Below are 26,836 nucleotides of genomic sequence, written 5' to 3'. Positions count from 1 at the left end.
TTGTGTAACGACCGGCCGGACACCTATGTGCTCGGCCCACAAGTGGAGGCTCCGAACTCCCACCCGACCATCCTCCGGGACGGCGGGTCACCCGGTCAGGCGGCCACCACCGTTCCGTACGGACGGTGGAGTCGCCCGAATGTGCGCCCCGCGGTTCACCGCGGCGGTGCTCCGGTATTCCTTGGAGCCCCGCCTGTGTCCCGTCCGGGGCATTTTTCATGCCCCGCGGTGGTTGGTCCAACTGTCATCAGAGACATACGCGGCTGTCCGCCAGACCGCCGTGTGGTGCTACCGAGGAGGATCCATCAGCACCGAGCCCCGCATCAACGACCGGATTCGCGTTCCCGAAGTGCGACTTGTCGGTCCCAGCGGCGAGCAGGTCGGGATTGTTCCGCTTGCCAAGGCCCTGGAGCTTGCGCAGGAGTACGACCTCGACCTGGTCGAGGTGGCGGCGAACGCACGTCCGCCGGTCTGCAAGCTCATGGACTACGGGAAGTTCAAGTACGAGTCGGCCATGAAGGCCCGTGAGGCGCGCAAGAACCAGGCGCACACGGTCATCAAGGAAATGAAGCTCCGGCCGAAGATCGACCCGCACGACTACGACACCAAAAAGGGTCACGTCGTCCGGTTCCTCAAGCAGGGCGACAAGGTCAAGATCACGATCATGTTCCGTGGTCGCGAGCAGTCCCGGCCCGAGCTGGGCTACCGACTGCTGCAGCGTCTCGCGTCGGACGTCGAGGACCTCGGGTTCATCGAGTCGAACCCGAAGCAGGACGGCCGGAACATGATCATGGTTCTCGGTCCGCACAAGAAGAAGACCGAGGCGATGGCCGAGGCCCGTGAGGCTCAGGCGGCTCGCAAGGCAGAAGCGAAGGCCAACCCGGGCAAGTCGCAGAACGCCGCGGAGAGCGACATCGTCGACGAGGACATCGCCGACGAGGTCGAGACCGCTGAGGTCGAGACCGCCGAGGCTCCGGCCGAGGCATCCGCCGAGGCGTGATCCCAGGGCTCACGCCCCGGGATGGCAATCCATACATATGACGTTCCACCGTGCCCGGTTTCACGACCGGGCACCGGAACGCCACTGACGAGGAGAGAACGGCGCTATGCCGAAGAACAAGTCGCACAGCGGTGCCAGCAAGCGCTTCAAGATCACCGGCTCCGGCAAGGTGCTCCGTGAGCGCGCCGGCAAGCGCCACCTGCTCGAGCACAAGTCGTCCCGCGTGACGCGCCGCCTGACCGGCAACGCCGAGATGGCCCCGGGCGACGCCGCGAAGATCAAGAAGCTTCTCGGCAAGTGACCTGTCGGCGCCTGATCATTTGATCGCCGCGCGCCGTACGTCTGGACCGGGACCCCATCGATTTCGGGCCGTGTGACGATCACCACGGCCCCGCTACAAGGAGTTAACAAGTGGCACGCGTCAAGCGGGCAGTCAACGCCCACAAGAAGCGCCGGGCGATCCTCGAGGCCGCCTCTGGCTACCGCGGTCAGCGCTCGCGCCTGTACCGCAAGGCCAAGGAGCAGGTCACCCACTCGCTGGTCTACAACTACAACGACCGCAAGAAGCGCAAGGGCGACTTCCGTCAGCTGTGGATCCAGCGCATCAACGCCGCTGCCCGCCAGAACGGCATGACGTACAACCGCCTCATCCAGGGTCTGAAGGCCGCCAACATCGAGGTGGACCGCAAGATCCTCGCGGAGCTGGCCGTCAACGACGCCAACGCGTTCGCCGCGCTCGTCGAGGTCGCGCAGAAGGCGCTGCCGTCGGACGTCAACGCGCCGAAGGCTGCGTGACGCTGCGCTGGCCTTGAGCCGGATGTAGCTGTGGCTGTGGACCCGCTTGCCTTGCGGCTTGCGGGTCCATTGCGTTTTCGCTCTGCGCCGTAGGGGTGTGGGTCGTCTCGTGGCTCACGGTCGATCGTGGCTGGTCGCGCAGTTCCCCGCGCCCCTTAAGGGGCGCGGCTGCCCTCAGCCGGCGATTGGATCGTGAACGTCGCCGGTAGCCCGGCGCTCTTCCGTCGTCGCTTCGGCTCGGCGCGGCGGACACCGAACAACCCTCCGCAATCCTCCGAAGGTGAACCCATGGCTGTCGCCCCCGAGTTGATCTCCCCGCGCTCGCCTCGCGTCTCTGCCGCGCGGCGGCTGGCGAAGCGGAACTTCCGGGGCAAGGAGCGGCTGTTCCTGGCCGAGGGACCGCAGGCCGTGCGGGAGGCGGCGGCGCATCGGCCCGACGGTGTCCCCACTCTCGTCGAGCTCTTCGCGACCGTCGAGGCCGCGGAGCGCTACGCCGACATCATCGGGGAGGCCCGGGACGCCGGAGCCCGGGTGCACCTCGCCGAAGAGGACGTGATCGCCGACATCTCGACGACCGTCACCCCGCAGGGGCTCGTCGGGATCTGCCGCTTCCTGGACACCTCGTTCGAGGACATCCTCAAGGCCGGGCCCAAGCTCGTCGCCGTACTCGCGCATGTCCGGGACCCCGGGAACGCCGGGACCGTGCTGCGCTGCGCGGACGCCGCCGGTGCCGAGGCCGTCGTGCTCACCGACGCGTCCGTCGATCTCTACAACCCCAAGGCCGTACGGGCCTCGGTCGGGTCCCTGTTCCATCTGCCCGTCGCCGTCGGTGTGCCCGTCGAGCGGGCCGTCCAGGGGCTCAAGGACGCGGGCGTACGGATTCTCGCGGCGGACGGCGCCGGTGACGACGACCTCGACGACGAACTCGACAAGGGGACCATGGGCGGGCCCACGGCCTGGGTGTTCGGGAACGAGGCGTGGGGGCTTCCGGAGGAGACGCGCGCGCTGGCCGATGCCGTCGTGCGCGTACCGATTCACGGAAAGGCCGAGAGTCTGAACCTGGCCACGGCCGCAGCCGTATGTCTCTACGCATCCGCCCGTGCGCAGCGCGCCTCCGGAGGGTGCCGCTCCGTCACCGACAGCTAGTAGGGTGACGGGCTCGGGGGCCCTCGGCGCCAGACGAGAGGTGGGGTACGGGGATGACTGTCGGCACGAGCGGTGCGCAGAAGGCGTCGCGAGCACGGGACGTGCGCGGCACCACCGCGTCCCCGTCCCGGCGCGGTGATGTCGCCGCCGCGGCCGAAGCCGACCTCGGAGCCGAATCCGGAGTGGACCCCGCGGCCGGGCTCGGAGCGCTGGGCGTCGACCCCGACGACCTCCCCGACGGACTCGTCGTCGCCGACGAACACGGCCGGGTGATCTGCTTCAACGCCGCCGCGGCCCGTATCACCGCCGTCCCCGCCGCCGAGGTCCTCGGACGCCGCCTGGAGTCGGCGCTCCCTTTAGAAGATCTTGAGGGCCGCAGATGGTGGCAGCTGACCGACCCGTACGGCGGTCTCGCGATCCGCAACGGTCAGCCCGAGCGCAATCTGCTGCTGCACGGCGGCCGTGAGGTCCTCGTCTCGGCGCGCTATGTGCGGACGAAGCCCACCGGTCCCGTCCACCGCGTAGTCGTCTCGCTGCGCGACACCGAGGCCCGCCGCCGCACCGAGCGCAGCCACGCCGAGCTGATCGCCACGGTCGCCCATGAACTGCGCTCGCCGCTCACCTCGGTCAAGGGCTTCACGGCCACCCTGTTGGCCAAGTGGGAACGCTTCACCGACGACCAGAAGAAGCTCATGCTGGAGACCGTCGACGCCGACGCGAACCGTGTGACGCGGCTCATCGCCGAGTTGCTCGACATCTCCCGCATCGACTCCGGGCGCCTCGAAGTGCGCCGCCAGCCCGTCGACATCGGCGCGGCCGTCGGCCGTCACATCCAGGCCTACGTCACCTCGGGCCAGCCCGCCGACCGCTTCCTGCTGCGCATCGAGCATCCGCTGCCCGCCCTGTGGGCCGACCCCGACAAGATCGACCAGGTGCTCAGCAACCTGCTCGAAAATGCAGTGCGCCACGGCGAAGGAACCGTCACCATCGACGTCACGCCCTCGGCGTCACCGCGAGAGCGGGGATCCGATGAGAACACTGCGAACGCTGCAAACGCTGTCAACGCTGCTACGTCGGTCACCGTGAGCGACGAGGGCACCGGCATCCCGGAGGAATCCATGAACCGCGTCTTCACCCGCTTCTGGCGGGGCAGCAAGCGCGGCGGGACCGGTCTCGGGCTCTACATCGTCAAGGGCATCGTCGAGGCCCACGGCGGCAGCATCACGGTCGGCCGCGCCCCCGGCGGCGGCGCCGAGTTCCGATTTACGTTGCCCGTGGGCACCCCGGCGTACCTTCTGTAACGCCGCAGCGGCCCCCACGGGCGCATCCGCATCCGGGCCTCCCGTGGACACCAGTCCGGGGCAGGGCCCCACCCCCGTTAGACTCGGCCTTTGGCACCTTTGCGTCCCCGTTTCACGTTTCAGGGACGATGCGCGTCCCCCGAGTCGGGACGGGGACCATCCGCCAGCCAACCGGAAGCACGGGAAGAGATGTCGGCACCGAATAAGTCGTACGACCCTGTAGAGGTCGAGGCCTTGAAACCGGAAGAGATCGAGCGCATGCGGGACGAGGCGCTCGCCGCCTTCGCGGCCGCCGGTGACCTCGACGCGCTCCAGGAGGCCAAGGTCGCCCACACCGGCGGCACCTCGCCGCTGGCCCTCGCCAACCGCGAGATCGGCGCCCTGCCCCCGCACGCCAAGGCCGCCGCCGGCAAGGTGGTCGGCCAGGCCCGCGGCGCGGTCAACAAGGCCCTCGCCACCCGCCAGACCGAGCTGGAGGCCGAGCGCGACGCCCGGGTGCTGGTCGAGGAGGCGGTGGACGTCACGCTGCCCTACGACCGCGTACCGGCCGGCGCCCGCCACCCGCTGACCACGTTCATGGAGCGCGTCGCGGACGTCTTCGTGTCCATGGGATACGAGGTCGCCGAGGGCCCCGAGGTCGAGGCGGAGTGGCTCAACTTCGACGCCCTGAACTTCACGCCCGACCACCCGGCCCGGCAGATGCAGGACACCTTCTTCGTCCAGGGGCCCACGGGCGACCACGGCGAGTCCGGTGTCGTGCTGCGCACCCACACCTCCCCGGTGCAGGCCCGCGCCATGCTCGACCGTGAGCCGCCGGTCTACATCGTGTGCCCCGGCCGCGTGTACCGCACGGACGAGCTGGACGCCACGCACACCCCGGTCTTCCACCAGATCGAGCTCCTCGCCGTCGACGAGGGCCTGACCATGGCCGACCTCAAGGGCACCCTCGACCACATGGTCCAGTCGCTCTTCGGCGCCGACATGAAGACCCGGCTGCGCCCGGCCTACTTCCCCTTCACCGAGCCGTCCGCCGAGATGGACATGCTCTGCTACGTCTGCAAGGGCGAGTCCGTCGGCAACCCCGACCGCCCCTGCCGGACCTGCTCCTCCGAGGGCTGGATCGAGCTGGGCGGCTGCGGCATGGTCAACCCCCGGGTGCTGGTCGCCTGTGGCGTCGACCCGGAGAAGTACAGCGGATTCGCCTTCGGGTTCGGCATCGAGCGGATGCTGATGTTCCGCCACAACGTCGAAGACATGCGAGACATGGTCGAGGGTGACGTCCGGTTCACCCGGCCGTTCGGGATGGAGATCTGATGCGGGTCCCGCTTTCTTGGCTGCGGGAGTACGTCGACCTGCCGGCGACGGAGACCGGCCGCGACGTCCAGGCCAAGCTCATTTCGGCAGGCCTTGAGGTCGAGACCGTCGAGCACCTCGGCGCCGACCTCAAGGGCCCTCTGGTCGTCGGCCAGGTGCTGACCATCGAGGAGCTGACGGAGTTCAAGAAGCCCATCCGCTTCTGCACCGTCGACGTCGGCACCGCCAACGGCACCGGTGAGCCCCAGGAGATCGTCTGCGGCGCCCGCAACTTTGCCGTCGGCGACAAGGTCGTCGTGGTCCTGCCGGGCGCCGTCCTGCCCGGCAACTTCGCGATCGCCGCGCGCAAGACGTACGGCAAGACCTCGCACGGCATGATCTGCTCCGGCGACGAGCTGGGCATGGGCGACGACGGCAGCGGCGGCATCATCGTCCTGCCGCCCGAGCACGAGGTCGGCACGGACGCCATCGAGCTGCTCCAGCTCGTCGACGAGGTCCTCGACATCGCCGTCACGCCCGACCGTGGCTACGCCCTGTCGATCCGCGGCGTGGCCCGCGAGGCCGCCACCGCGTACGGTCTGCCGCTGCGCGACCCCGCGCTGCTCGACGTACCGGCCCCGAACGCCTTCGGCTACCCGGTGCAGATCTCCGACCCGATGGGCTGCGACCGTTTCACCGCGCGCACGGTGACGGGTCTCGACCCCGAGGCACACTCCCCGATCTGGCTCAAGCGCCGCCTGCAGAAGGCGGGCATGCGCCCGATCTCGCTCGCCGTCGACATCACCAACTACGTGATGCTGGAGCTGGGCCAGCCGCTGCACGCGTACGACCGCACCCGTGTCCAGGGCGCGATCGGCGTGCGCCGGGCCGAGCAGGGCGAGAAGCTCACCACCCTGGACGGCGTCAAGCGCACGCTCGACGCCGAGGACCTGGTGATCACCGACGACCGCGGCCCCATCGGCCTCGCGGGCGTCATGGGCGGTGCCAACACCGAGATCGACGACACCGAGGGCACCACCACCGAGGTCGTCATCGAGGCCGCGCACTTCGAGGCGCTCTCCATCGCCCGTACGGCCCGCCGTCACAAGCTGGCCTCCGAGGCGTCCAAGCGCTTCGAGCGCGGCGTCGACCCGCAGGCCGCGTCCGCCGCGGCCCAGCGCACGGTCGACCTGCTGGTCCTCCTCGCGGGCGGCACCGCCGACGCCGGAGTCACCGAGGTCATCGCGCCCTCCGCGCCGCACACCATCACCATCCCGGCGAATCACCCGGACAAGGTGGCCGGTGTCGACTACGGCCGCGAGACCGTCGTACGCCGTCTCCAGCAGGTCGGCTGCGACGTCTACGGGCAGGACGAGCTGATCGTCACCGTGCCGTCCTGGCGGCCCGACCTGACGGACCCGAACGACCTGGCCGAAGAGGTCATCCGCCTGGAGGGCTACGAGAACCTGCCCTCCACCCTGCCCAAGCCCCCTGCGGGCCGGGGCCTCACCGACCGGCAGCGGCTGCACCGCCGTTTCGGCCGCGCGCTGGCCGGTGCCGGATACGTCGAGGCGCTGAACTACCCGTTCATCGGCGAGCACGTCTTCGACCAGTTCGGCCTGGCCGCCGACGACCCGAAGCGCAAGGTCGTCAAGCTGGTCAACCCGCTCTCCGACGAGGAGCCCGCGCTCCGTACGACGCTGCTGCCGGGCCTGCTCCACGCCCTGCGCCGCAACGACGGCCGTGGCAGCCACGACCTCGCGCTCTTCGAGACGGGCCTGGTCTTCCAGCCGCAGGACGAACTGCGCGTCGCGGGCCGGCTGCCCGTCGACCGCCGTCCCACCGACGAGGAGATCGCGTCCCTCACGGCCGCGCTCCCCGTCCAGCCCCGGCACGCCGCCGTCGTCCTCGCGGGTGCCCGCGAGCAGGCCGGCTGGTGGGGCAAGGGCCGCCCGGCCGACTGGGCCGACGCGATCGAGGCCGCGCGCTCCCTGGCCCGCGAGGCGGGGACCGAACTCCTCGTCCGCTCCGGCCAGTACGGGCCGTGGCACCCGGGCCGCTGCGCCGAACTCGCGGTCGTCGTCGACGGTACGGAGAAGGTCATCGGGTACGCCGGTGAGCTGCACCCCGGCGTCCTGAAGACCCTGGGCCTGCCCGTGCGCAGCTGCGCGATGGAGCTGGACCTGGACGCGCTGGAGCAGGCGAGCGCGGGCGTCCCCAAGGGCCCGAAGATCTCGACCTTCCCGGTCGCGACCCAGGACGTGGCCCTGGTCGTCGACAAGACCCTCCCGCACGCGGACGTCGAGGCCGCGCTGCGCGAGGGTGCGGGTGAACTCCTCGAGTCCATCCGGCTGTTCGACGTCTACGAGAACAGCGAGCAGCTCGGCGAGGGCAAGAAGTCGCTGGCGTACGCGCTGCGGTTCCGTGCCGCCGACCGGACGCTGACCGTGGACGAGGCGTCGGCCGCTCGCGACGCGGCGGTGGCGCTGGCCGCTGAGCGTACGGGAGCGGTGTTGCGGGGCTAGGCCCCCGCTGGGAGTACCGGGGAACTGTGCGTCGTTGGTCGGCTGCGGATTGGACGTGGCTGGGCGCGCAGTTCCCCGCGCCCCTTTCGGGGCTCGGCTGTCGCGCCCCCGCGGCGGAGCCGCGCAATGTCACAGCCCCGCGCCCCTTTCGGGGCCCTTCCGGGCCCCTTTTGAGGCGCTTCCCCTGACCCCCCACCTGCATAAATGCAGGTGTCCGAAGGTGGCTCACTCATTCGGGTGACAACTCCGGGCGATCTGGCCCGATCGGGGCATGTGGTCGACAGAATCGGACCGGCCTCTCGGAGGCCGTCTGCGTTGTCAGGGCCTATTGGGGGGCCAATCGGCATGATCCGTATCAAGGCTGGGGCTCCTTGCAGGGCAACGCCCCGGAGGCATTCGCGGGTGCTGGCCCGGGCGGGCCTCGGGCCGCGCGGCCGGGGCGATGGCCTGCGGGCCGGGCTCACTCGGGCGGTGCGCGGCGGAAGTCCCCGGACGAGGCGGAGAGGTGGCCCGCGCGTCGTCCTCGACCGACCGCTGCGCCGGGCCGAACGCAGGCCGTTGCGCCGGGTGCTGAGCATCGGTCTGCCCATCGCCTGGGGCGCGATGGCGATCACGTACAAAATGGCCTGCCCGCTCGCGCAGCAGAACGGGCTCGGCGCCCGGATCGTCACCAGCGCCGTCTTCTTCGCTGTCGGTACGGGCCTGATACTCCACGTCAGAAGGGCGCTGCTGGGAGAGCTCAGACAGCTCCGCAAGGTCGCGGGCGCCGCCCAGAACGTACTGCTGAGGCCGCTGCCCCCGCGCATCGACGGGCTGAGCATCGCCGCGGCCCAGCTCTCCGCGGACCGTGGCGCGAGTGTCGGCGGTGACCTGTACGAGGTGATCGCCACCGAGCACGGCGTACGGATCGTCATGGGTGATGTCCGCGGGCATGGACTCGGCGCCATCGCAACCGTCGCCGCCGTCCTCGGCAGCTTCCGCGAAGCCGTGCACGACGAGCCCGAACTCGGCTCCGTCCTCAAGCGGCTGGAGCGCGCCCTGGCCCGGCATCTGCGGGAGCGGGCCCGTGCCGAACACCCCTCGACGGGGCTCGACCCCGACAGCCCGGTCGCCGAGGAGTTCGTCACCGTGCTGCTGCTGGAGATCCGCCGCGACGGCGAGGTGTACGCCCTCAACTGCGGGCATCCCTCGCCGTATCTGCTCAGCACCGGCCGCGTGGAACGGCTCACCGGCGCCGAACCAATGCCTCCGCTCGGCCCGTTCCCTCTCCCGGCCGAACTGACGGCCATCCACTGCGGCCAACTCCTCCCCGGCGAGACCCTGTTCCTGCACACCGACGGAGTCGAGGACGCCCGCGACACCCACGGCCGCTTCTTCCCGCTGCCGGTCGCGCTCGCCGAGGCGGCCCGCACCCACCCGGTCTCACCTCAGTCGGTCCTGCGGGCGGTCCTCACCCAAGTCCTGCGCCACTCGGGCGGAAGACCGACGGACGACGTGGCCGTACTGGTCCTCCGCAACGACCGCACCCGAGTCCCGATGCAGCACGGCCACTCCGTGACCCATCAGGTCACGTAAGCACCAGCGCCCTGCTTTTAGTCTTTTAGGGGCGCGGGGCTGTGACATTATGCGGCTCCGCCGCGTGGGCGCGACCAGCCACGACGCACCCGCAGTCGACGCACAACCTGCAGTTACCCGGCGCAACCGGCGGAGCCGTCCGCCCCGCCACGGAGTGTCGGGCAGGCAGCTGGGCGGACGGCGCGGATTCGGGCCGCCGCACTGTACGAGGGGGAGCCGGCGGCCCGGCCGGCCTCTTGCGAGGCATTTCAGTCAACAGGCCAGAAACGCTCTGCGACAGTGCGCGTACTGCCCGGATACGAGCACTCGTTTCACACCCCGTGTGAATCGGGACGCACTAGTCTGACGGCACCGAGCCACCCGGGGGGCCTCCATGCAGCCCAACACTCTGCTCGACGCGATTCTTGACGAGGCCGGCATCTCGCACGCGGGACTCGCCGCCCACGTCAACCAGGCGGGGAGAGCGCGCGGTCTCGCGCTCAGGTACGAACACACCGCCGTGGCGCGCTGGTTGAAGGGCCAGCGACCGCGCGGCCAGGTGCCCGACCTGATCTGCGAGGTGCTCGCCGGCCGACTCCACCGGCCCGTCACACTCGACGACATCGGCCTCGGCGTCCCCGGCCAGCCGTCCGCCCCGCACGGCACCTCGCTCTCCGGCTTCGTCGAGCGCGCCACCGCCCTGTGGCGCTCCGACGAACAGCAGCGCCCGCACATCCTCGGTGCCCCGGCCGTCACCGGAACACCCGCCGTGATGCCCGTGTGGGAGTGGGAGAACCCGCCCGAGGACGTGGACGTCTCCCGCGGCGGACGCCACCTCGTGAGCATGGCCGACATCGACATGCTGCGCGCGGCCCGCGCCCACTACGAGCAGATGTACCGCAAGGCGGGCGGCATAGCGACCCGCACCCGGATCGTCGGCTTCCTCAACTCGGAGACGGCGCCGCTGCTGCGCGGCAGCTACACCGACGCCACCGGCCGCCAACTCCACCGCGCCACCGGCGGGTTGGTCGCCATCGCGGGCATCTGCGCCTATGACTCCGACGCGCACGGACTCGCCCAGCGCTACTTCCACCAGGCGCTGCGGCTGGCGAAGGCCAGTGGGGACCGGGGACTTGGGGCGTATGTCATAGCCCTGCTCGTCAACCAGTCGCTGTTCATGCGCGAGTACCGGCAGGCGGTCGCCTTCGCCGAGGCCGCGCTGCGCGCCGCCGGGCGGCACATCACTCCGGCGCTCGCCTCCGACCTCTACGCGATGCAGGCCAAGGCGTACGCACACCTCGGCGACGGCAGCAGCGCGCTGTCCTGCATCCGGCGTGCCGAACAGGCCGCAGACCGCATCCGGCGCGGCTACGAGCCGGACGAAACCGGCTATGTCCAGCCGGGCCTGGTCAATGTCCAGGTGGCGGAGGCGCTGCTGAGCCTGGGTGACCTCGTGGCGGCGGCGGAGCACGCCACGGCCGCCGTCGGCAACCCGGCCCACGACCGGGGACGGGTGCACCGGCTCGCCATGCTCAGCCAGATCGAACTGCGGCAGGGCAACGCCGACAAAGCGGTGGCCACCGCGGTCCAAATGGCCGAACAGGCACGCGGGATGGAGTCCCAGCGCCTGCGTGACAGACTCCGCGCGGTACGCGAGCACCTGGTGCGCAGCGGCTGCGCCGGCACGACCGAGGCCGCCGAACTCATCGACGGCGCACTGCGCGTACCGCTCTAGAAACCGCACCGGCACACCACGCTGGAAACCGCTCAAGCGCACCGCTCTGGAAAGCTGCGCACCGCTCTACGACACTGTGCCTGCCGCCGCCGCTGCACTGCGCCCCGACCCTGTGAGCCTGCTGTCAGGACGCTCCTGCTGCGATATTGCCATCTACTCGGCGGAAGGTGGCAGAACCGTGCAGTGGACGAAACAGAACGAACAAACTGTGTACGCAAACCGCTGGTTCAGCGTCAATCTCGCGGATGTGGAGCTGCCGGACGGTCGGCACCTCGATCACTTTTTGATACGGCTGCGGGCCGTTGCCGTGGCCACGGTGGTGAATGAGGCCAACGAGGTGCTGCTCCTGTGGCGGCACCGCTTCATCACCGACAGCTGGGGGTGGGAACTCGCGGCGGGCGTCGTCGAGGACGGTGAGGACATCGCCGTCGCGGCGGCCCGCGAACTGGAGGAGGAGACCGGCTGGCGGCCGGGACCCTTACGGCATCTGATGAGCGTCGAGCCCTCCAACGGGCTCACCGACGCCCGGCACCACATCTTCTGGGCCGAGGAAGGCGCGTACATCGGACACCCCGTGGACGATTTCGAGTCGGACCGAAGGGAGTGGGTTCCCTTGAAGCTCGTCCCCGACATGGTCGCCCGCGGTGAGGTCCCGGCCGCCAACATGGCTGCCGCACTGCTCCTTCTGCACCATCTCAGGCTCGGGCAGGACGCGTTGCCCTGATCCATTCCCCCCACGCGTCCAGAGGCCTAATGGCCGAGAGCCTGCCAGACCGCCACGGCCAGCGCGCCCACGGCCGCGACGACCGCGACGGCGGGCAGGGGCCAGCGGGTGTGTTCGAGGGCGACGACCCGTGCGCTCAGGTCGTCGAGATCCTTGGAAGTCTGGTCGTCGCGCTGAGTGAGCAGCGCCAGTCCTCCCTCGATGCGGGTGAACCCCACTTCGAGGGACCGGCGTAACTCTGCGAGTTCCCCTGGGATCACGGGATGCTCGGGGTCGGCGGTCACAAGTCCGCTCCTTTCCGTAGTCGTCACATCCCTTACATGCGCACGGAAAGTCAACTCGCCTGGTGGACGCGTGGGGAGCGTGTGCGAGGGGCATATGCGAGCCCGGCGCGCACACGGTGTGTGAATGGCGCGGGCCCGGCACCGAAAAGGGTGCCGGGCCCGCGCGAGCCCGAGCAGTACGGACTGTAGTCAGAAGCCTGCTGTCACTAGGCGTACGTATAGAAGCCCGAGCCCGACTTCCGGCCGAGCCGTCCCGCGTCCACCATGCGCTGCAGCAGCGGGGGAGCGGCGTACAGCGGCTCCTTGTACTCCTCGTACATGCTGAACGCGACCGAGGCCACCGTGTCGAGGCCGATCAGGTCGGACAGCTTGAGCGGGCCCATCGGGTGGGCGCAGCCCATCTCCATGCCGTTGTCGATGTCCTCGCGGCTCGCGATGCCCGACTCGAACATCCGGATCGCCGACAGGAGATACGGGATCAGCAGCGCGTTGACCACGAAGCCCGAGCGGTCCTGGGCGCGGATCGCGTGCTTGCCGAGGGCCTTCTCGGCGAACAGCTGGGCGCGGCTGAGGGTGCCCTCGGACGTGGTCAGCGCCGGGATCAGCTCGACGAGCTGCTGCACCGGGGCCGGGTTGAAGAAGTGGATGCCGATGACCTGGTCGGGACGCGAGGTGGCGACGGCGAGCTTCACCAGCGGGATCGAGGAGGTGTTGGAGGCGAGGATCGCGTCCTGCCGGGTCACCACCTGGTCGAGCACCTGGAAGATCTCGGTCTTCACCTGCTCGTTCTCGACGACGGCCTCGATCACCAGGTCGCGGTCGGCGAACTCGCCGAGGTCCGTGGTGAAGCTGAGCCGGTCCTGGGTGGCCTTGAGCTCCTCCGCGGAGATCTTTCCGCGCTCGGCAGCCTTGGAGAGGGAGTTGAAGAGCCGGGTACGGCCGATCTCCAGGGCTTCGCCGGTGGTCTCGGCGACCTTGACGTCCAGACCGGCGCGGGCGCACACCTCGGCAATGCCCGCTCCCATCTGGCCGCAGCCCACCACTCCGACGCGTTCGATGTCGGTCACATCGTCCCCTTCGCTGATCTACGACCTCCGCAGGACCCCCGTTGTCCGGTGCCTGCTCCGATCGTGCACGTTACTCCGAAGTATCGATGATCGATCGTGCGGGTCGGGCATGCTGTGCGGGGAGACGATCCGTGACGATGCGGATCCGGAGCGTAGTGGGGGTGTGGAGATGGGGCGACTGTCACGTCGGGCGCTTGCCGTGGCCGCTGTGGCGACGCTTTCGGGACTTGCCACGGCGGGGGACGGTGCTGCCTCCCCGGGTCCGGCTTCCCCGGGTGCCGCGTCCCCGGGCCGGGCACGGGCGGCGCGTGAGCTGCGCGGGATGTGGCTGGCGACCGTCTCCAACCGTGACTGGCCTTCGAGCCCGGGCCTGCCCGCCGGCCAGCAGCGTGCCGAACTGCTCGACCATCTCGACACCGCCGTACGTCTTCGCCTCAACACCGTGATCTTGCAGGTGCGCCCCACGGCCGACGCGCTGTGGCCCTCGCCGTACGAGCCGTGGTCCCAGTACCTGACCGGCGTCCAGGGCAAGGACCCCGGCTGGGACCCGCTGGGCACCGCTGTGCGGGAGGCCCACGCGCGCGGCCTGGAGCTGCACGCCTGGTTCAATCCGTATCGTGTCGCGGGCCACACCGACCCGACGAGACTCGCCCCCTCGCACCCCGCCCGCAGGCACCCCGACTGGGTCGTGCGCTACGGCGGGAAGCTCTACTACGACCCAGGGCTGCCCCAGGTCCGGAAGTTCGTCCAGACCGCGATGCTCGACGCGGTGCGGAAGTACAAGATCGACGCCGTGCACTGGGACGACTACTTCTACCCGTATCCGGTCGCCGGTCAGGTCTTCGACGACGACGCGACGTACGCGGCCCACGGCGCGGGCTTTTCGAGCAAGGCCGCCTGGCGACGCGACAACATCGACCGCCTGGTCCTGGAGATGGCGGCCCGTATCAAGGAGATCCGGCCCGGGACGCGCTTCGGGATCAGCCCCTTCGGGGTGTGGCGCAACGCCACCACCGACCCGCTCGGCTCGCCGACCAAGGCCGGGGTGCAGACGTACGACCACCTGTACGCCGACACCAGGAAATGGGTCCGGGAGCACTGGATCGACTACATCTGCCCGCAGCTGTACTGGAACATCGGCTTCACCGCCGCCGACTACGCGCGGCTGCTGCCCTGGTGGGCCAAGGTCGCCGAGGGCACGGGCACACAGCTGTACATCGGGGAGGCGCTGTACAAGGCGGGCGATCCGGCGCAGCCCGCGGCCTGGCAGGACCCCGCCGAACTCTCCCGGCACCTGACCTTCGCCCGCGGCTGGCCGCAGGTGCGCGGGCATGCCTTCTTCTCCGGCGCGGAGGTCGCCGCGGACCGCATCGACGCGATGGCGCGGGTCGTCGCCGACCACTATCAGCAGCCGGCGAAACCGCCGCGCTGAGCTCGGGGGCGATCCCCGGGCTCGGCTAGTGCATGGTGCCGGTGTCCTTGTGACGGATTTCGGTGTCCGGGCCCGGAGAGCACACTCCCTCGTGCCCGTCCTCGAACTTCACGCGGTACGGCGGAGTGCCTTCCGGCCCCAGGACCTCGGTGATCTTCCCGACCTTGTCGTGCTGGCCGACAACCCTGCCGTGCTGCACAATCTGGTCGCCCTCGGATGCGCGCATCTGAACGGTCTCCTCGTCATATACGGGAGTAGCGGTCCGTGGCCGCAAGTCTACGGCTGGTGGCGCCGGTTGGCCCGGCCCGTGCGTACCGGTCAGCCCCGCGCCCGTTGGGTGAGCGCGATACAGACCAGAACGGCGGCGGCCGTCAGGGGTGCGGCCGGTGTGAGCTGCTCGCCAAGGAGCAGTACCGACCACACCAGTGTGAGCAGCGGCTGCGCGAGCTGCAACTGGCTGGCCTTCGGAATCCCGATCGACGCCATGCCGCGATACCAGACGACCAGGCCGAGGAACTGCGAACCGGCCGCCACCCAGAGCAGCCCCGCCACGCTGTGCGCGGTCAGCCGCACGGGCTCGTACGACAGTGCGACCAGCGCGCCCGGCAGCGTCAGCGGCAGACACAGGATCAGCGCCCAGCCGATGACCTGCCAGCCCGGCATGACACGGGCGAGCCGGCCGCCCTCGGTGTAGCCCGCCGCGCAGACCAGCAGCGCCCCGAAGAGATACGCGTCCGCGCCGGTCAGGGCGCCACCGCTCTGCTGCACGGTGAACGCGATCACCGCCGCCGCGCCCGCGAGAGCCGCCGTCCAGAACATCCGTGAGGGCCGTGCTCCGGTGCGCAGCGCCGACAGCAGCGCGGTCGTCAGCGGCAGCAGCCCGACGACCACGGCCGCGTGGGCGGTGGTCGACGTCTGAAGAGCGAGCGTCGTCAGCATCGGGAAGCCGAGCACGACGCCCGCGGCGACGACGGCGAGCCCCGCCCAGTGCCGACGGTCCGGCACGGGAACACGCAGGGCCAGCAGACAGCTGCCCGCGATGACCGCCGCCAGCCCACTGCGCACGGCCACCAGGGACCAGGGCCCGAAGCCCTCCAGGCCCCAGGCGGTGGCCGGGAAGGTGAGCGAGAAGGCGGTGACACCGAGGGCGGCCTGGAGGGTGCCCGAGCGGCGGTCGGTGCGGGGGCGGGGGTTTCCGGCGGCCTGGGGGCTGGCGGCGCGGGAACCAGGGGCCCCGTCCTCGTGGCGGTCCTCGTGGTGAGCCGGGTCGGTACGGACGCTGCCCTGCGTGCTGACCGCTATCCCATGCCGTCGGTAGCGCTACTCTGTGCTCTCATGCATGAGCGTAGCAGTGGCGATGAACTGGCGAATCAGCTGCGGCGAGAGCTGGACCGCTACTCGCCAGGTGGAAAGCTGCCGTCGAGCCGGGCGCTGGTCGAGCGGTTCCGGGTGAGCCCGGTGACCGTGTCGCGGGCGCTGGCGCAGCTCGCCGCCGAGGGACTGGTGGTCACCCGGCCCGGCGCCGGCGCGTTCCGGGCGCAGCCGCGCAGCGCCATCACGCCGACCGGGGACACCTCCTGGCAGGAGGTCGCGCTCAGCGCGGACGCCGCCACCGAACTCGTACCGCGCACGGTGGACGCGTCCGGCGTCCTCGTCTCGCTCGCTGCACCGCCGCCCGGGGTCATCGAGTTCAACGGCGGCTATCTGCACCCGTCGCTCCAGCCGGAGCGGGCGATGGGCGCGGCCCTGGCCCGGGCAGGTCGCCGCCCGGGTGCCTGGTCCCGGCCCTCCATGGAGGGGCTCACGGAACTGCGTGAGTGGTTCGCGCGGGGCGTCGGCGGCGCGATCACCGCGGCCGAGGTGCTCATCGCGGCGGGCGGGCAGTCCGCGCTCACCACGGCGCTGCGGGCCCTCGCCCCGCCGGGCGCCCCGGTCCTGGTCGAGTCGCCCACATACCCCGGAATGCTGGCGATCGCCCGCGCGGCCGGTCTCAGGCCGGTACCCGTGCCGGTGGACGCGGACGGGGTGAAGCCCGCCCTGCTCGCCGACGCGTTCAAGGCGACCGGCGCCCGGGTCTTCGTCTGCCAGCCGCTGTTCCAGAACCCGACCGGCGCCGTGCTGGCTCCCGAGCGGCGCGTCGAGGTGCTGCGGATCGCGCGCGAGGCGGGCGCGTTCGTGATCGAGGACGACTTCGTACGCCGTCTCGTGCACGAGGACGCGGGCCCGCTGCCGCGTCCGCTGGCCGCCGAGGACCCCGACGGAGTCGTCGTGCACGTCGGCTCGCTGACCAAGGCGACCTCGCCGAGCTTCCGGGTGAGCGCACTGGCCGCGCGCGGTCCGGTACTTGAGCGGCTGCGCGCCATCCAGGTCGTCGACTCCTTCTTCGTGCCGCGCCCGCTCCAGGAGGCCGCCCTCGAACTCGTCGGCTCGCCCGCCTGGCCCCGCCATCTCCGCGCCGTGTCCGCCGAGTTGAAGTCCCGCCGCGACACCATGACCGCCGCGCTGCGCCTGAACCTCCCCGAACTCGCCCTGCCCCACATCCCGTTCGGCGGCTACCACCTGTGGCTCCGCCTGCCCGACGGCACCGACGAGAACGCCCTGGTCACCGCCGCGCTCCGGGCAGGCGTCGCCGTCACCCCCGGCCGCCCCTACTTCAGCGCCGAACCCCCTGCCGCCCACCTCCGGTTGAGCTTCGCGGCGGTCGCGGGGACGGAGGAGATCACGGAGGGCGTACGGAGACTGCGGGCGGCGTGCGCCTTCTAGCTCCGCGGCACCTTCCACCCGGCCCGCACCATTCAGCCCGTCCGGCGTTTGAGGACGAGGCCTTTCAGGCCGAAGGGGGGTCTGGGGGCGCAGCCCCCAGGGATGGGACGGGTAGGGGCGGCGGGGGCGAAACCGGCAACGGTTCGCCCCGTCTGCGCGAAGCCGGGTTTCGAGCCGCTCGCCCGCCCCGACCAGTGGATGGCGCTCACCCTCCACCGAGCCCGCTTCAGTGAGCCCGCATGTACCCTGCGTAACACCCCTTGACCAGCGGAGTCCCGCACTCCACGATCTCCGCATGCATCTTCGGGTCACGTTCGTAGCCGCCGCGCGCAGCTCCTCGCTGCTCGCCGAGCGCTTCGAGGACGACCGGCCTCTCGACCAGGCCGGCTGGGACGAAGTGCAGCGCGCCGCCGCCGAGCTGGTGCCGCTGGCGGCGGCCGAGCTGCGCTACTGCTCGCCGACGCCCCGCAGCCGGGCCACCGGCGACGCGCTGGGCTACGGGCCGCTCGTCCAGCTCGCGCTGCGCGACTGCGACATGGGTCGGTGGCGCGGCTTCACGCTGGGCGAGGCGATGGCCCGCGAACCCGAGGCCGTCGACGCCTGGCTCGCCGATCCGCGCTCGGCGCCGCATGGCGGTGAGTCCCTGATGTCCTTCATCTCCCGAGTCGGCGGCTGGCTCGACACCCGCCCCGCCGACGACGGCAGTCGCATCGTCGCCGTGGCCGAACCGTCCGTGGTGCGGGCCGCCCTGGTCTACGCGCTCAAGGCCCAGCCGTCGACGTACTGGAACATCGATGTGCGCCCCCTGTCGACGGTCACCCTCACCGGGAACAACAGACGCTGGAATCTCCGGCTGGAGGCCGGGATGCAGCGCGTCTAGGCCTATTCAGCAGGAGCCGCCTGGGCCTGTTCAGCAGGGATCGCCGGACCCGTGCCGGCGCACGCGCGCGTAGTCGGTCGTCAGGACGAGGTCCTTGGCCGGCCCGCCGACGCGCCACACCGTGCGCCAGCGGTCTTCCGTGTACACCGTGAACTCGCCCCGGTAGAGGTCCGCCGAGCAGGGATGGTCGGCGATGTGCCGCCCGTTGCTCAGGTCCAGGTCGTGGAAGTACCGGCCGTCCGAGAACTCGACGAGGGTCGTACCCGAGGCCGGCCCCCGCAGGAACCGCAGCGTCCGCTCGGCGGGCCGTGCGACGCCCTGCCAGACGAACGTGCCGGATTCGTGGTGCAGAAGCCCCGCGTCCTCCGGATCTTCCAGTGGTCCGAAAACCGTCGTGCCGGTGAAGCGCCCCTCCGCGTCACTCGCCAGATCCCGCACGGCACGCTCGACCCGCCAGCTCCCGGCCAGGTAGGCCAGCACGTCCGTGACTGGCCAGAACTCGCCCATACCGTCCCGCTCTCCGTCCCGTCCGATGCTGCGCGACCCATTGACGCACTCTGGCCCCCTCCTTATCTTGCCGTTCGAAGTATTGATCGACGTCTGATATTTCGAACAACTCCACACTAACTACAGAGCCGCGGAGTATCCATGTCACCCACCCGCACCCGCTGGAGACTCGGACTCACGGCCACCGCACTCCTGGTGGCCTCCACCGTCGTTCCCGGGACCGCTCCGGCGAACGCCGCCGCCGATGTCACCGACTACGCGATCACCGTCGACCCGAAGGGCTCGGGCGCGAAGATCGACGACACGATGTACGGCGTCTTCTTCGAGGACATCAACCGCGCCGCCGACGGCGGCCTGTATGCGGAGCTCGTACAGAACCGGTCGTTCGAGTACAGCACCGCCGACAACAATTCCTATACGCCGCTGACCTCCTGGACCGTCTCCGGCACCGCGCAGGCCGCGAGCGACGACGGCCGCCTCAACGCCCGCAACCGCACCTACCTCTCCCTGGACGGCGGCTCGTCCGTCACCAACTCCGGTTACAACACCGGGATTTCGGTCGAGAGCGGCAAGGTGTACGACTTCTCGGTCTGGGCCCGCGCCGATGCTGCGTCGCCCCTGACCCTGACGCTCCAGGAGTCCGAGGGCACGCTCGCCGAGGCCCGTCAGGTCACCGCGCGCGGCGGCTGGGCCAAGTACCGGGCGACGTTCACCGCGACCCGCACCAGCACTACCGGCCGCCTCACCGTCGCCGCGGCCAACCCCGTCGCGCTCGACATGATCTCCCTCATCCCCCGGGACACCTACAAGGGCCACGGCCTGCGCAAGGACCTCGCCGAGAAGATCGCCGCCCTCCACCCGGGCTTCGTACGCTTCCCGGGCGGCTGCCTGGTCAACACCGGCAGCATGCAGGGATATGACGAGGCGTCGGGCTATCAGCGCAAGCGCTCGTACCAGTGGAAGGACACCGTCGGCCCGGTCGAGCAGCGCGCCACCAACTCCAACTTCTGGGGCTACAACCAGAGTTACGGGCTCGGCTACTACGAGTACTTCCAGTTCGCCGAGGACATCGGCGCGATGCCGCTGCCCGTCGTGCCCGCGCTCGTCACCGGATGCGGCCAGAACAAGGCCACCGACGACGACGCGCTGCTCAAGCGGCACATCCAGGACACCCTCGATCTCATCGAGTTCGCCAACGGCCCGGTGACGAGCGAATGGGGCAAGAAGCGCGCCCGGATGGGCCACCCCAAGCCCTTCCACCTCACGCACCTCGAAGTGGGCAACGAGGAGAACCTCCCCGAGGCGTTCTTCTCGCGCTTCACCCAGTTCCGCGCCGCCATCGAGGCCAAGTACCCGGACGTCACGGTGATTTCGAACGCCGGCCCGGACGACTCGGGCACTACCTTCGACACGGCCTGGAAGCTCAACAAGGACGCCGGCGTCGACATGGTCGACGAGCACTACTACAACAGCCCGCAGTGGTTCCTGCAGAACAACGACCGCTACGACTCGTACGACAGGAACGGCCCGAAGGTCTTCCTCGGTGAGTACGCCTCGGGCGGCAACACCTTCAAGAACGCCCTCTCCGAAGCCGCATACATGACCGGCCTGGAACGCAACGCGGACGTCGTGAAGCTCGCCTCGTACGCCCCGCTGCTCGCCAACGAGGACTATGTGCAGTGGCGCCCGGACATGATCTGGTTCAACAACCACGCCTCGTGGAACTCGGCCGACTACGAGGTGCAGAAGCTCTTCATGAGCAACGTCGGCGACCGGGTGGTTGCCAGCAGCGCCACCACCACACCGTCGCTGAGCGCGCCGATCTCGGGCGCCGTCGGCCTGTCGACGTGGGCGACCACGGCGGCGTACGACGATGTCTTGGTCACCGGCGAGGACGGGACCACACTGCTCAGCGACGACTTCAGCGGTGACGCCTCGCAGTGGACCCACACGGGCACCGGGAGCTGGAGCCTTGAGGACGGACAGTACGTACAGACCGACGAGGCCGCGACCAACACCATGGTCCAGGCGGGCGACCCGGCCTGGCACGACTACGACCTCCAGGTGAAGGCCACCAAGAAGTCCGGCAAGGAGGGCTTCCTCGTCGCCTTCGGAGTCAAGGACACCGGCAACTACTACTGGTGGAACCTCGGCGGCTGGAACAACACCACCTCCGCCGTCGAACAGGCCGTGGACGGCGGCAAGTCGACGCTGATCTCCAAGGCAGGCTCGATCGAGACGGGTAAGGCGTACGACATCGACGTCAAGGTTCGAGGCCGTCAGGTCACCCTCTACCTGGACGGCCAGGAGTGGGGGAGCTTCACCGACGACAAGCCCGCGGAGCCGTTCCGTCAGGTCGTCACGCGGGACGCGAAGACCGGTGACCTCATCGTCAAGGTCGTCAACGCCCAGTCCGCGGACGCCCGTACCGCGATCTCCCTGGGTGGGGCGAAGGTGGGACACAAGGCCGCCGTCACCACGCTCCAGGCCGCGCCCGACGCGGTGAACACGGAGACGGCCACCGCGGTCGCCCCGGTGAAGTCCACCTTCGAAGGGGTCGCCGACACGTTCACGTACACCTTCCCGGCGAACTCCGTGACGTTCCTCAGGATCAAGAAGAGGTAGCCCCGGCCGTGGGCTGCTGCCCGACCGGCAGCAGTCCACGCTCGCCGAAGACCTTCTTCGCGACCAGGGTCGCGTTCATGGCCTTCGGTATGCCGCAGTACACCGCGGAGTGCAGCAGCGCCTCGACGATCTGCTCCGACGAAAGTCCCACGTTCAGTGCGGCATTGACGTGCACCTCCAGCTGGGTCTCGCAACCGCCGAGCGCCGTGAGCATGCCGAGTGTCACCAACTGGCGGTCGCGCGGGGCGAGTCCGGGCCGGTCGTAGATGTCGCCGAAGGCCCAGGCCACGATCTGGTGGCCCAGTTCGGGGTTGATGTCGGAGAGCGCGTCGACCACGCGCTGCCCGGCCTCGCCGTCCACGCGCTCAAGGATCTTCAGACCGTGCTCGAAGCGCTCCTCGCGGGTGGTGGCGTTGTTCATGGGGGCGTTGTCGATGAGGGCGTCGCTCATGAGAGGTCGTCCGATCCCGGCTGGTCGAGCAGCCGTTCGTAGTGGTCGATCTTGTTGTCGAGGGCGGCCGCGTTACGGCGCAGGGCGCGGATCCGGTCCGCGAGGTCGGCGCGATGCTCCCGGAGCAACGCGAGCCGCTCGGGGACCGAGACGTCGCCCCGTGCCCGCAGCTCCGCGAACCGCTGCATGTCCGCGATAGACATGCCCGTCTCGCGCAGCCGGATCAGGAACTCCAGCCAGGCCAGGTCGGCCAGCTCGTAACGCCGCTGGTTCCCGGTGGTCCGGCCGACCCGTTCGATCAGGCCGGCCTTCTCGTAGTACCGCAGCGTGTCGTGCGAGAGTCCGGTGTGCTCGACGACCTGGGCGATCGTGAGCGTCGGCTCCTGGCTGTGCGGGTGGGGCTGTCCGCTGGTCATGACAAGAACGGTAGAACCTGGAGCGCGCTCCAGGTCAAGCCTCGTCGGCGATCACGCCGCGAAGAGCCTTCAGGACGGCCGGCGATCAACCGCCGAAGTACCTCTGAGCTGCGCGAACACCCTCGGCCAGAGCGTCGACCTCCGCCGGGGTGTTGTAGACGTAGAAGGACGCCCGGGTGGTCGCCGGGATCCCGAAGCGCCGCACGATCGGGCGGGCGCAGTGGTGGCCGACGCGGACGGCGACGCCCCGCTCGTCGAGGATCTGGCCGACGTCGTGCGGGTGGATGCCGTCGACCGTGAACGACACCGCGGAACCGCGGTCGGTGAGCTCACGGGGGCCGACGATCCGTACGCCGGGGATCTCGCCGAGCAACTCCAGTGCACAGGCGGTGAGTTGCTCCTCGTACGCGGCCACCTCGGCCATGCCCAGCCGCTGGAGATAGTCCACGGCCGCCGCCAGCCCCACCGCCTGCGCCGTCATCGGGACGCCCGCCTCGAAGCGCTGGGGCGGCGGCAGGAACGTCGTGCGGTCCATCTCGACGATCTCGATCATCGAGCCGCCGGTGAGGAACGGCGGGAGATCCGCGAGGAGTTGACGCCGCCCCCACAGCACGCCGACGCCGCTGGGGCCGAGCATCTTGTGACCGGAGAACGCGAGGAAGTCGGCCCCCAGTTCGCGTACGTCGACGGGCCGGTGGGGGACCGACTGGGCGCCGTCGACCACCACGAGCGCACCGAACGCGTGGGCTCGGTCGGCGAGTTGGCGCACGGGGTTGAGCGTGCCGAGCACGTTCGACTGGTGGGTGAGGGCGACGACCTTGGTGCGCTCGTCGAGCAGTTCGTCGACACGGGTGAGGTCGAGGCGGCCCTCGTCGGTGAGTCCGAACCAGTCCAGCGTCGCCCCGGTGCGTTCGGCGAGCTGCTGCCAGGGGACGAGGTTCGCGTGGTGCTCCATCTCCGTGACCACGATGCGGTCGCCGGGGCCGATGCGGCCGGCGTTCCCGAGCGCGTACGCGACCAGATTGATGCCCTCGGTCGTGTTCTTGGTGAAGACGATCTCGTCGTCCTCCGCGCCGATGAGACGCGCGACGGTGTGCCGCGCGTCCTCGTACGCCTCCGTGGCCTCCCCGGCCAGCTGGTGCGCGCCGCGGTGCACGGCCGCGTTGTGGGTGAGGTAGAAGTCCCGCTCGGCGTCCAGGACTTGGAGGGGTTTCTGGGTGGTCGCGCCGGAGTCGAGGTAGACGAGCCGGGCGCCGCTCTCCACCGTCCTCTCCAGGATGGGGAAGTCCTTGCGGAGCGCGTCCACGTCGAAGGCCACGGGGGCTCACCTCTCACGGGTTGTTGGCTGGGTGTCTCACGGGTTTGTGCACCGTTTGCCGTGAGGGACGCTAGGCCTCCTCACGGAGAATCGCAAGCGTTAGCATGAGGCGCGTGGAACACCGCGTGGAGCATGAAGCCCCCCACTACCTGCATCAGCCGCCGGTCCCCGGCGAGGAGCGCTATGTCTCGCTGGCCCTGGTCAACACGCGTTTCGCGCTGAGCCACGGCCCGGTCGACCTGCTCGACGACACCGAGGCCGCGCACCTCTGGCTCGTACGGCACGAGCTGCTGCCGGACCGGGTGGCGCTGAACGGCCGGCAGTTCGGCCGGCTCCTCGGCCTGCGCGAGGCGCTGCGCTCGCTCTTCGAGGCACGCGAGGTCCGTTCCGTACCGCCGCGCGAGAGCCTCGACGCCCTCAACTCCGCGCTGGCCGCGGCCCCTGCGACGCCCCGCCTCGCCTGGACCGCGGACGGCCCGCACCGCGCCGACGAACCCGACACCGGCAACCCGGCGGGCGCCGCCCTCTCCCTCCTCGCCGACGACGCGGCCGAACTCCTCACCGGCCCGGAATCCCCGCAGCTCGCCCCGTGCGCGGCCGACGGCTGTACGCGCTGGTTCCTCCGCTCCCACGCGGCCCGGCGCTGGTGCACGACGAAGTGCGGCAACCGGGTGCGGGCGGCACGCGCCTACGCGGCGCGCAAGACGCGGTAACCGCGGGGTGCCGTCGTATCCGAGGTGCGGGGGTGTCGTACCTGAGGTGCGGGGGCTACGAGTGGCGGCGAGGCTTGCCGCGCTTGGCGCCGCCCTTGGGGCCACCGGAACCAGTGCCGCGGGGGTTCTTGCCGCCCGCCTTGCCGGCCGTGGACTTGCGCCGTGCGCCACCGCCCGAGTCCGACCGCTGGGGCGTGGACTTGGCCTTGGACTTCGCTTTCTGCCCGTCGGCGGCCGGGGTCTGGGAGCGTCCGCGGGTGCTGTTGACCGTCCGGCCGCGGACGATGCCGATGAAGTCCTCCACCTGGTCGGTGGTCTTCTCCTCGGGCCAGGACAGTGCGACGCGTGACTCGGGGGCGTCCGTGACCGTCCGGTAGGTGAGGTCCTTGCGGTGGTGGAGGCGGGCCAGGGACTGCGGGACGACGAGGACGCCGATGCCCGCCGCGACGAGCTCGACGGCATCCTCGGTGGTGGCGGGGCGCTCCAGCGCGGGCTTCCCCGGCAGGCGCTCCCAGCCGAGGGTGTCGTCCAGGGGGTGCAGCACGATGTCGTCGGCGAGATCCTCCGTGGAGACCTGCTCGACCGCCGCCACGATGTGGTCCTTGGGGACCATGACGACCGTCGTCTCGGTGTACAGGGGGATCGCGCTGAGGTCGGTCCGGTCGACCGGCAGTCGTACGAAGCCCGCGTCGGCGCCACCGCCGCGCAGCAGGCCGAACGCCTCGTCGGCGGAGACCGGGACGAGGGTCAGCGGGATGTCGGTGAACCGCTCGTTCCAGATCCGCACCCACTTGGCGGGCGTGACCCCCGGGACGTACGCGAGCCGGAACGAGGGGGGAGCTTCGGAGCCAGTCACTTCGTCAGGTTACCGGTCATGGTCACGGGTGCCGCACCCGTGACCACGACCAGGTCCCGCACCGTGACGACGACCAGGTCCCGCACGTGACCACGACCGGGTGCCGCACCCGTGACGTCGCCTCCCGAACACGTGATGGTCGGCAGTGGCTCACATGCTCGATACCCTTGACACCATGACGTCGCACCAGACCACCCAGACGATGAAGCCCGCGACCGCGGCGAAGAAGCTGGGCGTGTACCTCGAGGCCACCCCCGCCGAGTTCCAGGAGGGTGTCGTCTCGCGTGCCGAGCTGGCTGCGCTGCAGGCCGACCCGCCCGAGTGGCTCCAGGAACTGCGCCGCAACGGCCCGCACCCCCGTCCGGTGGTCGCGGCCAAGCTGGGCGTGTCCATCGCCGGCCTCGCCCGGGGCGGGGTCACCGAGGCCCTCACCACCGAGCAGATCGAGGCCCTCAAGACGGAGGACCCCGGCTGGCTGCGGCGCGAGCGCTCCACGCAGGCCGACGTCCGCAAGGAATCGGTCCGTATCAAGGAGAAGAACGCGGAGCGGGCCGCCAAGCGTTCCTGACCGCCTCCCGCGTCCTCGCCCGGTGGTGTGGCGGGTTCCCGCCCAGTCGTGTGGCGGGTCCGTCGCGGTCCGTGAAAGCGGCCGACGGGGCCCCGCTGCCGCCACTGTCGTCGATGGTCATGGACACCGATGACGATGCTCTGGTGGCGGAGCAGATCGCGTACTACCGGGCCCGCGCCTTCGAGTACGACCGGGTCTATGCCGAGCGTGAGGACCTGCGCGAGCTGGTGACGGCGGTCGACGAGCTCCCCATCACCGGAGACGTGCTGGAGCTGGCCTGCGGAACGGGCCAGTGGACCGGAAGGCTGGCCGCACGGGCGCACTCGATGACGGCCGTCGACTCGTCGCCCGAGGTCCTGGGCATCGCGCGGGAGCGGACCGCATCCGCCGATGTCGAGTTCGTCCAGGCCGACGTCTTCACCTGGCAGCCCCCACGCCGCTACGACACCGTGTTCTTCGCCTTCTGGCTCTCCCACGTCCCACTGTCCCGGATGGGCCAGTTCTGGAACACCGTCGCCGCCGCCCTCACCCCGCACGGCAGAGCGATCTTCATCGACGAGGGCCCCGCGGAGGCCGCCCGCGAGGAGGTCGCCGCGGAACTGCGCCGCCTCGACGACGGAAGCCAGTACCGCATCGTCAAGATCTTCCACGACCCCACCACCCTCACCGACGATCTCGCCACCCTCGGCTGGTCGGCCGACGTCCGCCCCTGGGCAACTTCATCGTCGGAATCGCCGAACCCCCGACGGCCTCCGGCTGAGCGACCTCGCTTCCTGGCTCTCACCCCTTCCGTTCCGTCGTTCCGTCGTTCCGTCGTTCCGTCGGTTCCGGCCCACCGATACCGGGATTGCATAAACGTGCAGCGAAACGTATAGTCATGCCA

The 26,836-nt window shown here is 70.2% G+C and carries 26 protein-coding genes; 17 read left to right on the top strand and 9 right to left on the bottom strand.

Annotated elements, in window-relative coordinates; all coding sequences use genetic code 11:
- Window positions 1-280: 280 nt before the first annotated feature.
- The 10 genes from infC (at window position 281) to OG975_RS09235 (ending at window position 12,073) form a co-directional block, all read left to right on the top strand.
- Window positions 281-1,000 carry a translation initiation factor IF-3 gene (gene infC, locus OG975_RS09280; protein WP_406328670.1) on the top strand — a complete coding sequence of 240 codons (720 nt, stop codon included), beginning with the start codon at window positions 281-283 and terminating at the stop codon, window positions 998-1,000.
- Between the two features lie 106 nt (window positions 1,001-1,106).
- Window positions 1,107-1,301: a 50S ribosomal protein L35 gene (rpmI, locus tag OG975_RS09275; protein WP_003977225.1), complete on the top strand. Its 195-nt coding sequence runs from the start codon at window positions 1,107-1,109 to the stop codon at window positions 1,299-1,301.
- A 110-nt stretch (window positions 1,302-1,411) separates the two neighbouring features.
- The gene (gene rplT, locus OG975_RS09270; RefSeq protein WP_003970214.1) at window positions 1,412-1,795 is read left to right on the top strand and encodes a 50S ribosomal protein L20; all 384 of its coding nucleotides are present in this window, start codon (window positions 1,412-1,414) and stop codon (window positions 1,793-1,795) included.
- Window positions 1,796-2,083: 288 nt separating this feature from the next.
- Entirely contained in the window at window positions 2,084-2,941 is an 858-nt protein-coding gene (locus OG975_RS09265) for a TrmH family RNA methyltransferase (RefSeq protein ID WP_406328668.1), read from the top strand.
- A gap of 53 nt (window positions 2,942-2,994) precedes the next feature.
- On the top strand, window positions 2,995-4,242 hold the full coding sequence (locus tag OG975_RS09260) for an ATP-binding protein (RefSeq protein ID WP_406328667.1): 1,248 nt from the start codon (window positions 2,995-2,997) through the stop codon (window positions 4,240-4,242).
- 189 nt (window positions 4,243-4,431) lie between these two features.
- Complete coding sequence (gene pheS / locus OG975_RS09255; RefSeq protein WP_381251259.1) at window positions 4,432-5,556, top strand: phenylalanine--tRNA ligase subunit alpha; 1,125 nt, start codon at window positions 4,432-4,434, stop codon at window positions 5,554-5,556.
- Entirely contained in the window at window positions 5,556-8,060 is a 2,505-nt protein-coding gene (gene pheT, locus OG975_RS09250) for a phenylalanine--tRNA ligase subunit beta (RefSeq protein ID WP_406328665.1), read from the top strand. The genes pheS and pheT overlap by 1 nt, the downstream gene beginning before the upstream one ends.
- A gap of 603 nt (window positions 8,061-8,663) precedes the next feature.
- The gene (locus OG975_RS09245) at window positions 8,664-9,635 is read left to right on the top strand and encodes a PP2C family protein-serine/threonine phosphatase (protein WP_406336215.1); all 972 of its coding nucleotides are present in this window, start codon (window positions 8,664-8,666) and stop codon (window positions 9,633-9,635) included.
- A gap of 373 nt (window positions 9,636-10,008) precedes the next feature.
- Window positions 10,009-11,349: a transcriptional regulator gene (locus OG975_RS09240; protein ID WP_406328663.1), complete on the top strand. Its 1,341-nt coding sequence runs from the start codon at window positions 10,009-10,011 to the stop codon at window positions 11,347-11,349.
- Window positions 11,350-11,527: 178 nt separating this feature from the next.
- Entirely contained in the window at window positions 11,528-12,073 is a 546-nt protein-coding gene (locus OG975_RS09235) for an NUDIX hydrolase (protein ID WP_406328662.1), read from the top strand.
- A 26-nt stretch (window positions 12,074-12,099) separates the two neighbouring features.
- Here OG975_RS09235 and OG975_RS09230 read toward each other — a convergent pair whose 3' ends face one another.
- Both OG975_RS09230 and OG975_RS09225 read right to left on the bottom strand, forming a co-directional pair.
- Complete coding sequence (locus tag OG975_RS09230; protein WP_327427382.1) at window positions 12,100-12,357, bottom strand: hypothetical protein; 258 nt, start codon at window positions 12,355-12,357, stop codon at window positions 12,100-12,102.
- A 206-nt stretch (window positions 12,358-12,563) separates the two neighbouring features.
- Window positions 12,564-13,424, bottom strand: a complete 861-nt coding sequence (locus OG975_RS09225) for a 3-hydroxybutyryl-CoA dehydrogenase (RefSeq protein WP_406328660.1) — start codon at window positions 13,422-13,424, stop codon at window positions 12,564-12,566.
- Window positions 13,425-13,593: 169 nt separating this feature from the next.
- Between OG975_RS09225 and OG975_RS09220 the strand changes: the two genes are divergently transcribed.
- On the top strand, window positions 13,594-14,856 hold the full coding sequence (locus OG975_RS09220; RefSeq protein ID WP_406328659.1) for a glycoside hydrolase family 10 protein: 1,263 nt from the start codon (window positions 13,594-13,596) through the stop codon (window positions 14,854-14,856).
- 25 nt (window positions 14,857-14,881) lie between these two features.
- On the opposite strand, the gene OG975_RS09215 is transcribed toward OG975_RS09220, so the two are convergent.
- Window positions 14,882-15,082, bottom strand: a complete 201-nt coding sequence (locus tag OG975_RS09215) for a DUF1918 domain-containing protein (protein WP_406328657.1) — start codon at window positions 15,080-15,082, stop codon at window positions 14,882-14,884.
- Window positions 15,083-15,174: 92 nt separating this feature from the next.
- Window positions 15,175-16,158 carry a DMT family transporter gene (locus tag OG975_RS09210; protein WP_406336214.1) on the bottom strand — a complete coding sequence of 328 codons (984 nt, stop codon included), beginning with the start codon at window positions 16,156-16,158 and terminating at the stop codon, window positions 15,175-15,177.
- Between the two features lie 33 nt (window positions 16,159-16,191).
- On the opposite strand from OG975_RS09210, the gene OG975_RS09205 reads away from it, so the two are divergent.
- Both OG975_RS09205 and OG975_RS09200 read left to right on the top strand, forming a co-directional pair.
- On the top strand, window positions 16,192-17,619 hold the full coding sequence (locus tag OG975_RS09205) for a PLP-dependent aminotransferase family protein (protein WP_406328656.1): 1,428 nt from the start codon (window positions 16,192-16,194) through the stop codon (window positions 17,617-17,619).
- A 295-nt stretch (window positions 17,620-17,914) separates the two neighbouring features.
- On the top strand, window positions 17,915-18,499 hold the full coding sequence (locus OG975_RS09200) for a histidine phosphatase family protein (protein ID WP_406328654.1): 585 nt from the start codon (window positions 17,915-17,917) through the stop codon (window positions 18,497-18,499).
- A 30-nt stretch (window positions 18,500-18,529) separates the two neighbouring features.
- Here the strand turns inward: OG975_RS09200 and OG975_RS09195 are convergent, their stop codons facing one another.
- Window positions 18,530-19,006, bottom strand: a complete 477-nt coding sequence (locus OG975_RS09195) for a DUF6314 family protein (RefSeq protein ID WP_406328653.1) — start codon at window positions 19,004-19,006, stop codon at window positions 18,530-18,532.
- A gap of 141 nt (window positions 19,007-19,147) precedes the next feature.
- Here OG975_RS09195 and OG975_RS09190 point away from each other — a divergent pair, with 141 nt between their 5' ends.
- A complete protein-coding gene (locus OG975_RS09190; RefSeq protein ID WP_406328651.1) occupies window positions 19,148-21,631 on the top strand; it encodes an alpha-L-arabinofuranosidase C-terminal domain-containing protein in 2,484 nt (827 codons plus the stop codon).
- On the opposite strand, the gene OG975_RS09185 is transcribed toward OG975_RS09190, so the two are convergent.
- From OG975_RS09185 to OG975_RS09175, 3 genes are all read right to left on the bottom strand, one after another.
- Window positions 21,618-22,052, bottom strand: a complete 435-nt coding sequence (locus OG975_RS09185) for a carboxymuconolactone decarboxylase family protein (RefSeq protein WP_406336213.1) — start codon at window positions 22,050-22,052, stop codon at window positions 21,618-21,620. The genes OG975_RS09190 and OG975_RS09185 overlap by 14 nt on opposite strands.
- A 26-nt stretch (window positions 22,053-22,078) precedes the next feature.
- Window positions 22,079-22,498: a MerR family transcriptional regulator gene (locus OG975_RS09180; protein WP_406328649.1), complete on the bottom strand. Its 420-nt coding sequence runs from the start codon at window positions 22,496-22,498 to the stop codon at window positions 22,079-22,081.
- An 85-nt stretch (window positions 22,499-22,583) separates the two neighbouring features.
- Entirely contained in the window at window positions 22,584-23,816 is a 1,233-nt protein-coding gene (locus OG975_RS09175; protein WP_406328648.1) for a cysteine desulfurase, read from the bottom strand.
- 113 nt (window positions 23,817-23,929) lie between these two features.
- On the opposite strand from OG975_RS09175, the gene OG975_RS09170 reads away from it, so the two are divergent.
- Complete coding sequence (locus OG975_RS09170; RefSeq protein ID WP_406328647.1) at window positions 23,930-24,529, top strand: ABATE domain-containing protein; 600 nt, start codon at window positions 23,930-23,932, stop codon at window positions 24,527-24,529.
- A 55-nt stretch (window positions 24,530-24,584) separates the two neighbouring features.
- Here OG975_RS09170 and OG975_RS09165 read toward each other — a convergent pair whose 3' ends face one another.
- Window positions 24,585-25,385: a LysR family transcriptional regulator substrate-binding protein gene (locus OG975_RS09165; RefSeq protein WP_406328645.1), complete on the bottom strand. Its 801-nt coding sequence runs from the start codon at window positions 25,383-25,385 to the stop codon at window positions 24,585-24,587.
- Between the two features lie 175 nt (window positions 25,386-25,560).
- Here OG975_RS09165 and OG975_RS09160 point away from each other — a divergent pair, with 175 nt between their 5' ends.
- Both OG975_RS09160 and OG975_RS09155 read left to right on the top strand, forming a co-directional pair.
- Window positions 25,561-25,953 carry a DUF5997 family protein gene (locus tag OG975_RS09160; protein WP_406328643.1) on the top strand — a complete coding sequence of 131 codons (393 nt, stop codon included), beginning with the start codon at window positions 25,561-25,563 and terminating at the stop codon, window positions 25,951-25,953.
- Between the two features lie 143 nt (window positions 25,954-26,096).
- Complete coding sequence (locus tag OG975_RS09155) at window positions 26,097-26,828, top strand: class I SAM-dependent methyltransferase (protein ID WP_406328641.1); 732 nt, start codon at window positions 26,097-26,099, stop codon at window positions 26,826-26,828.
- The last annotated feature ends 8 nt before the right edge of the window (window positions 26,829-26,836 follow it).

Source organism: Streptomyces sp. NBC_00203 (assembly GCF_045206325.1).
In the GTDB taxonomy this organism is placed as follows: domain Bacteria; phylum Actinomycetota; class Actinomycetes; order Streptomycetales; family Streptomycetaceae; genus Streptomyces; species Streptomyces lutosisoli.
The sequence above is the reverse complement of the archived record's forward strand: the minus strand, read 5'-3'. Positions and strand labels throughout refer to the sequence as shown.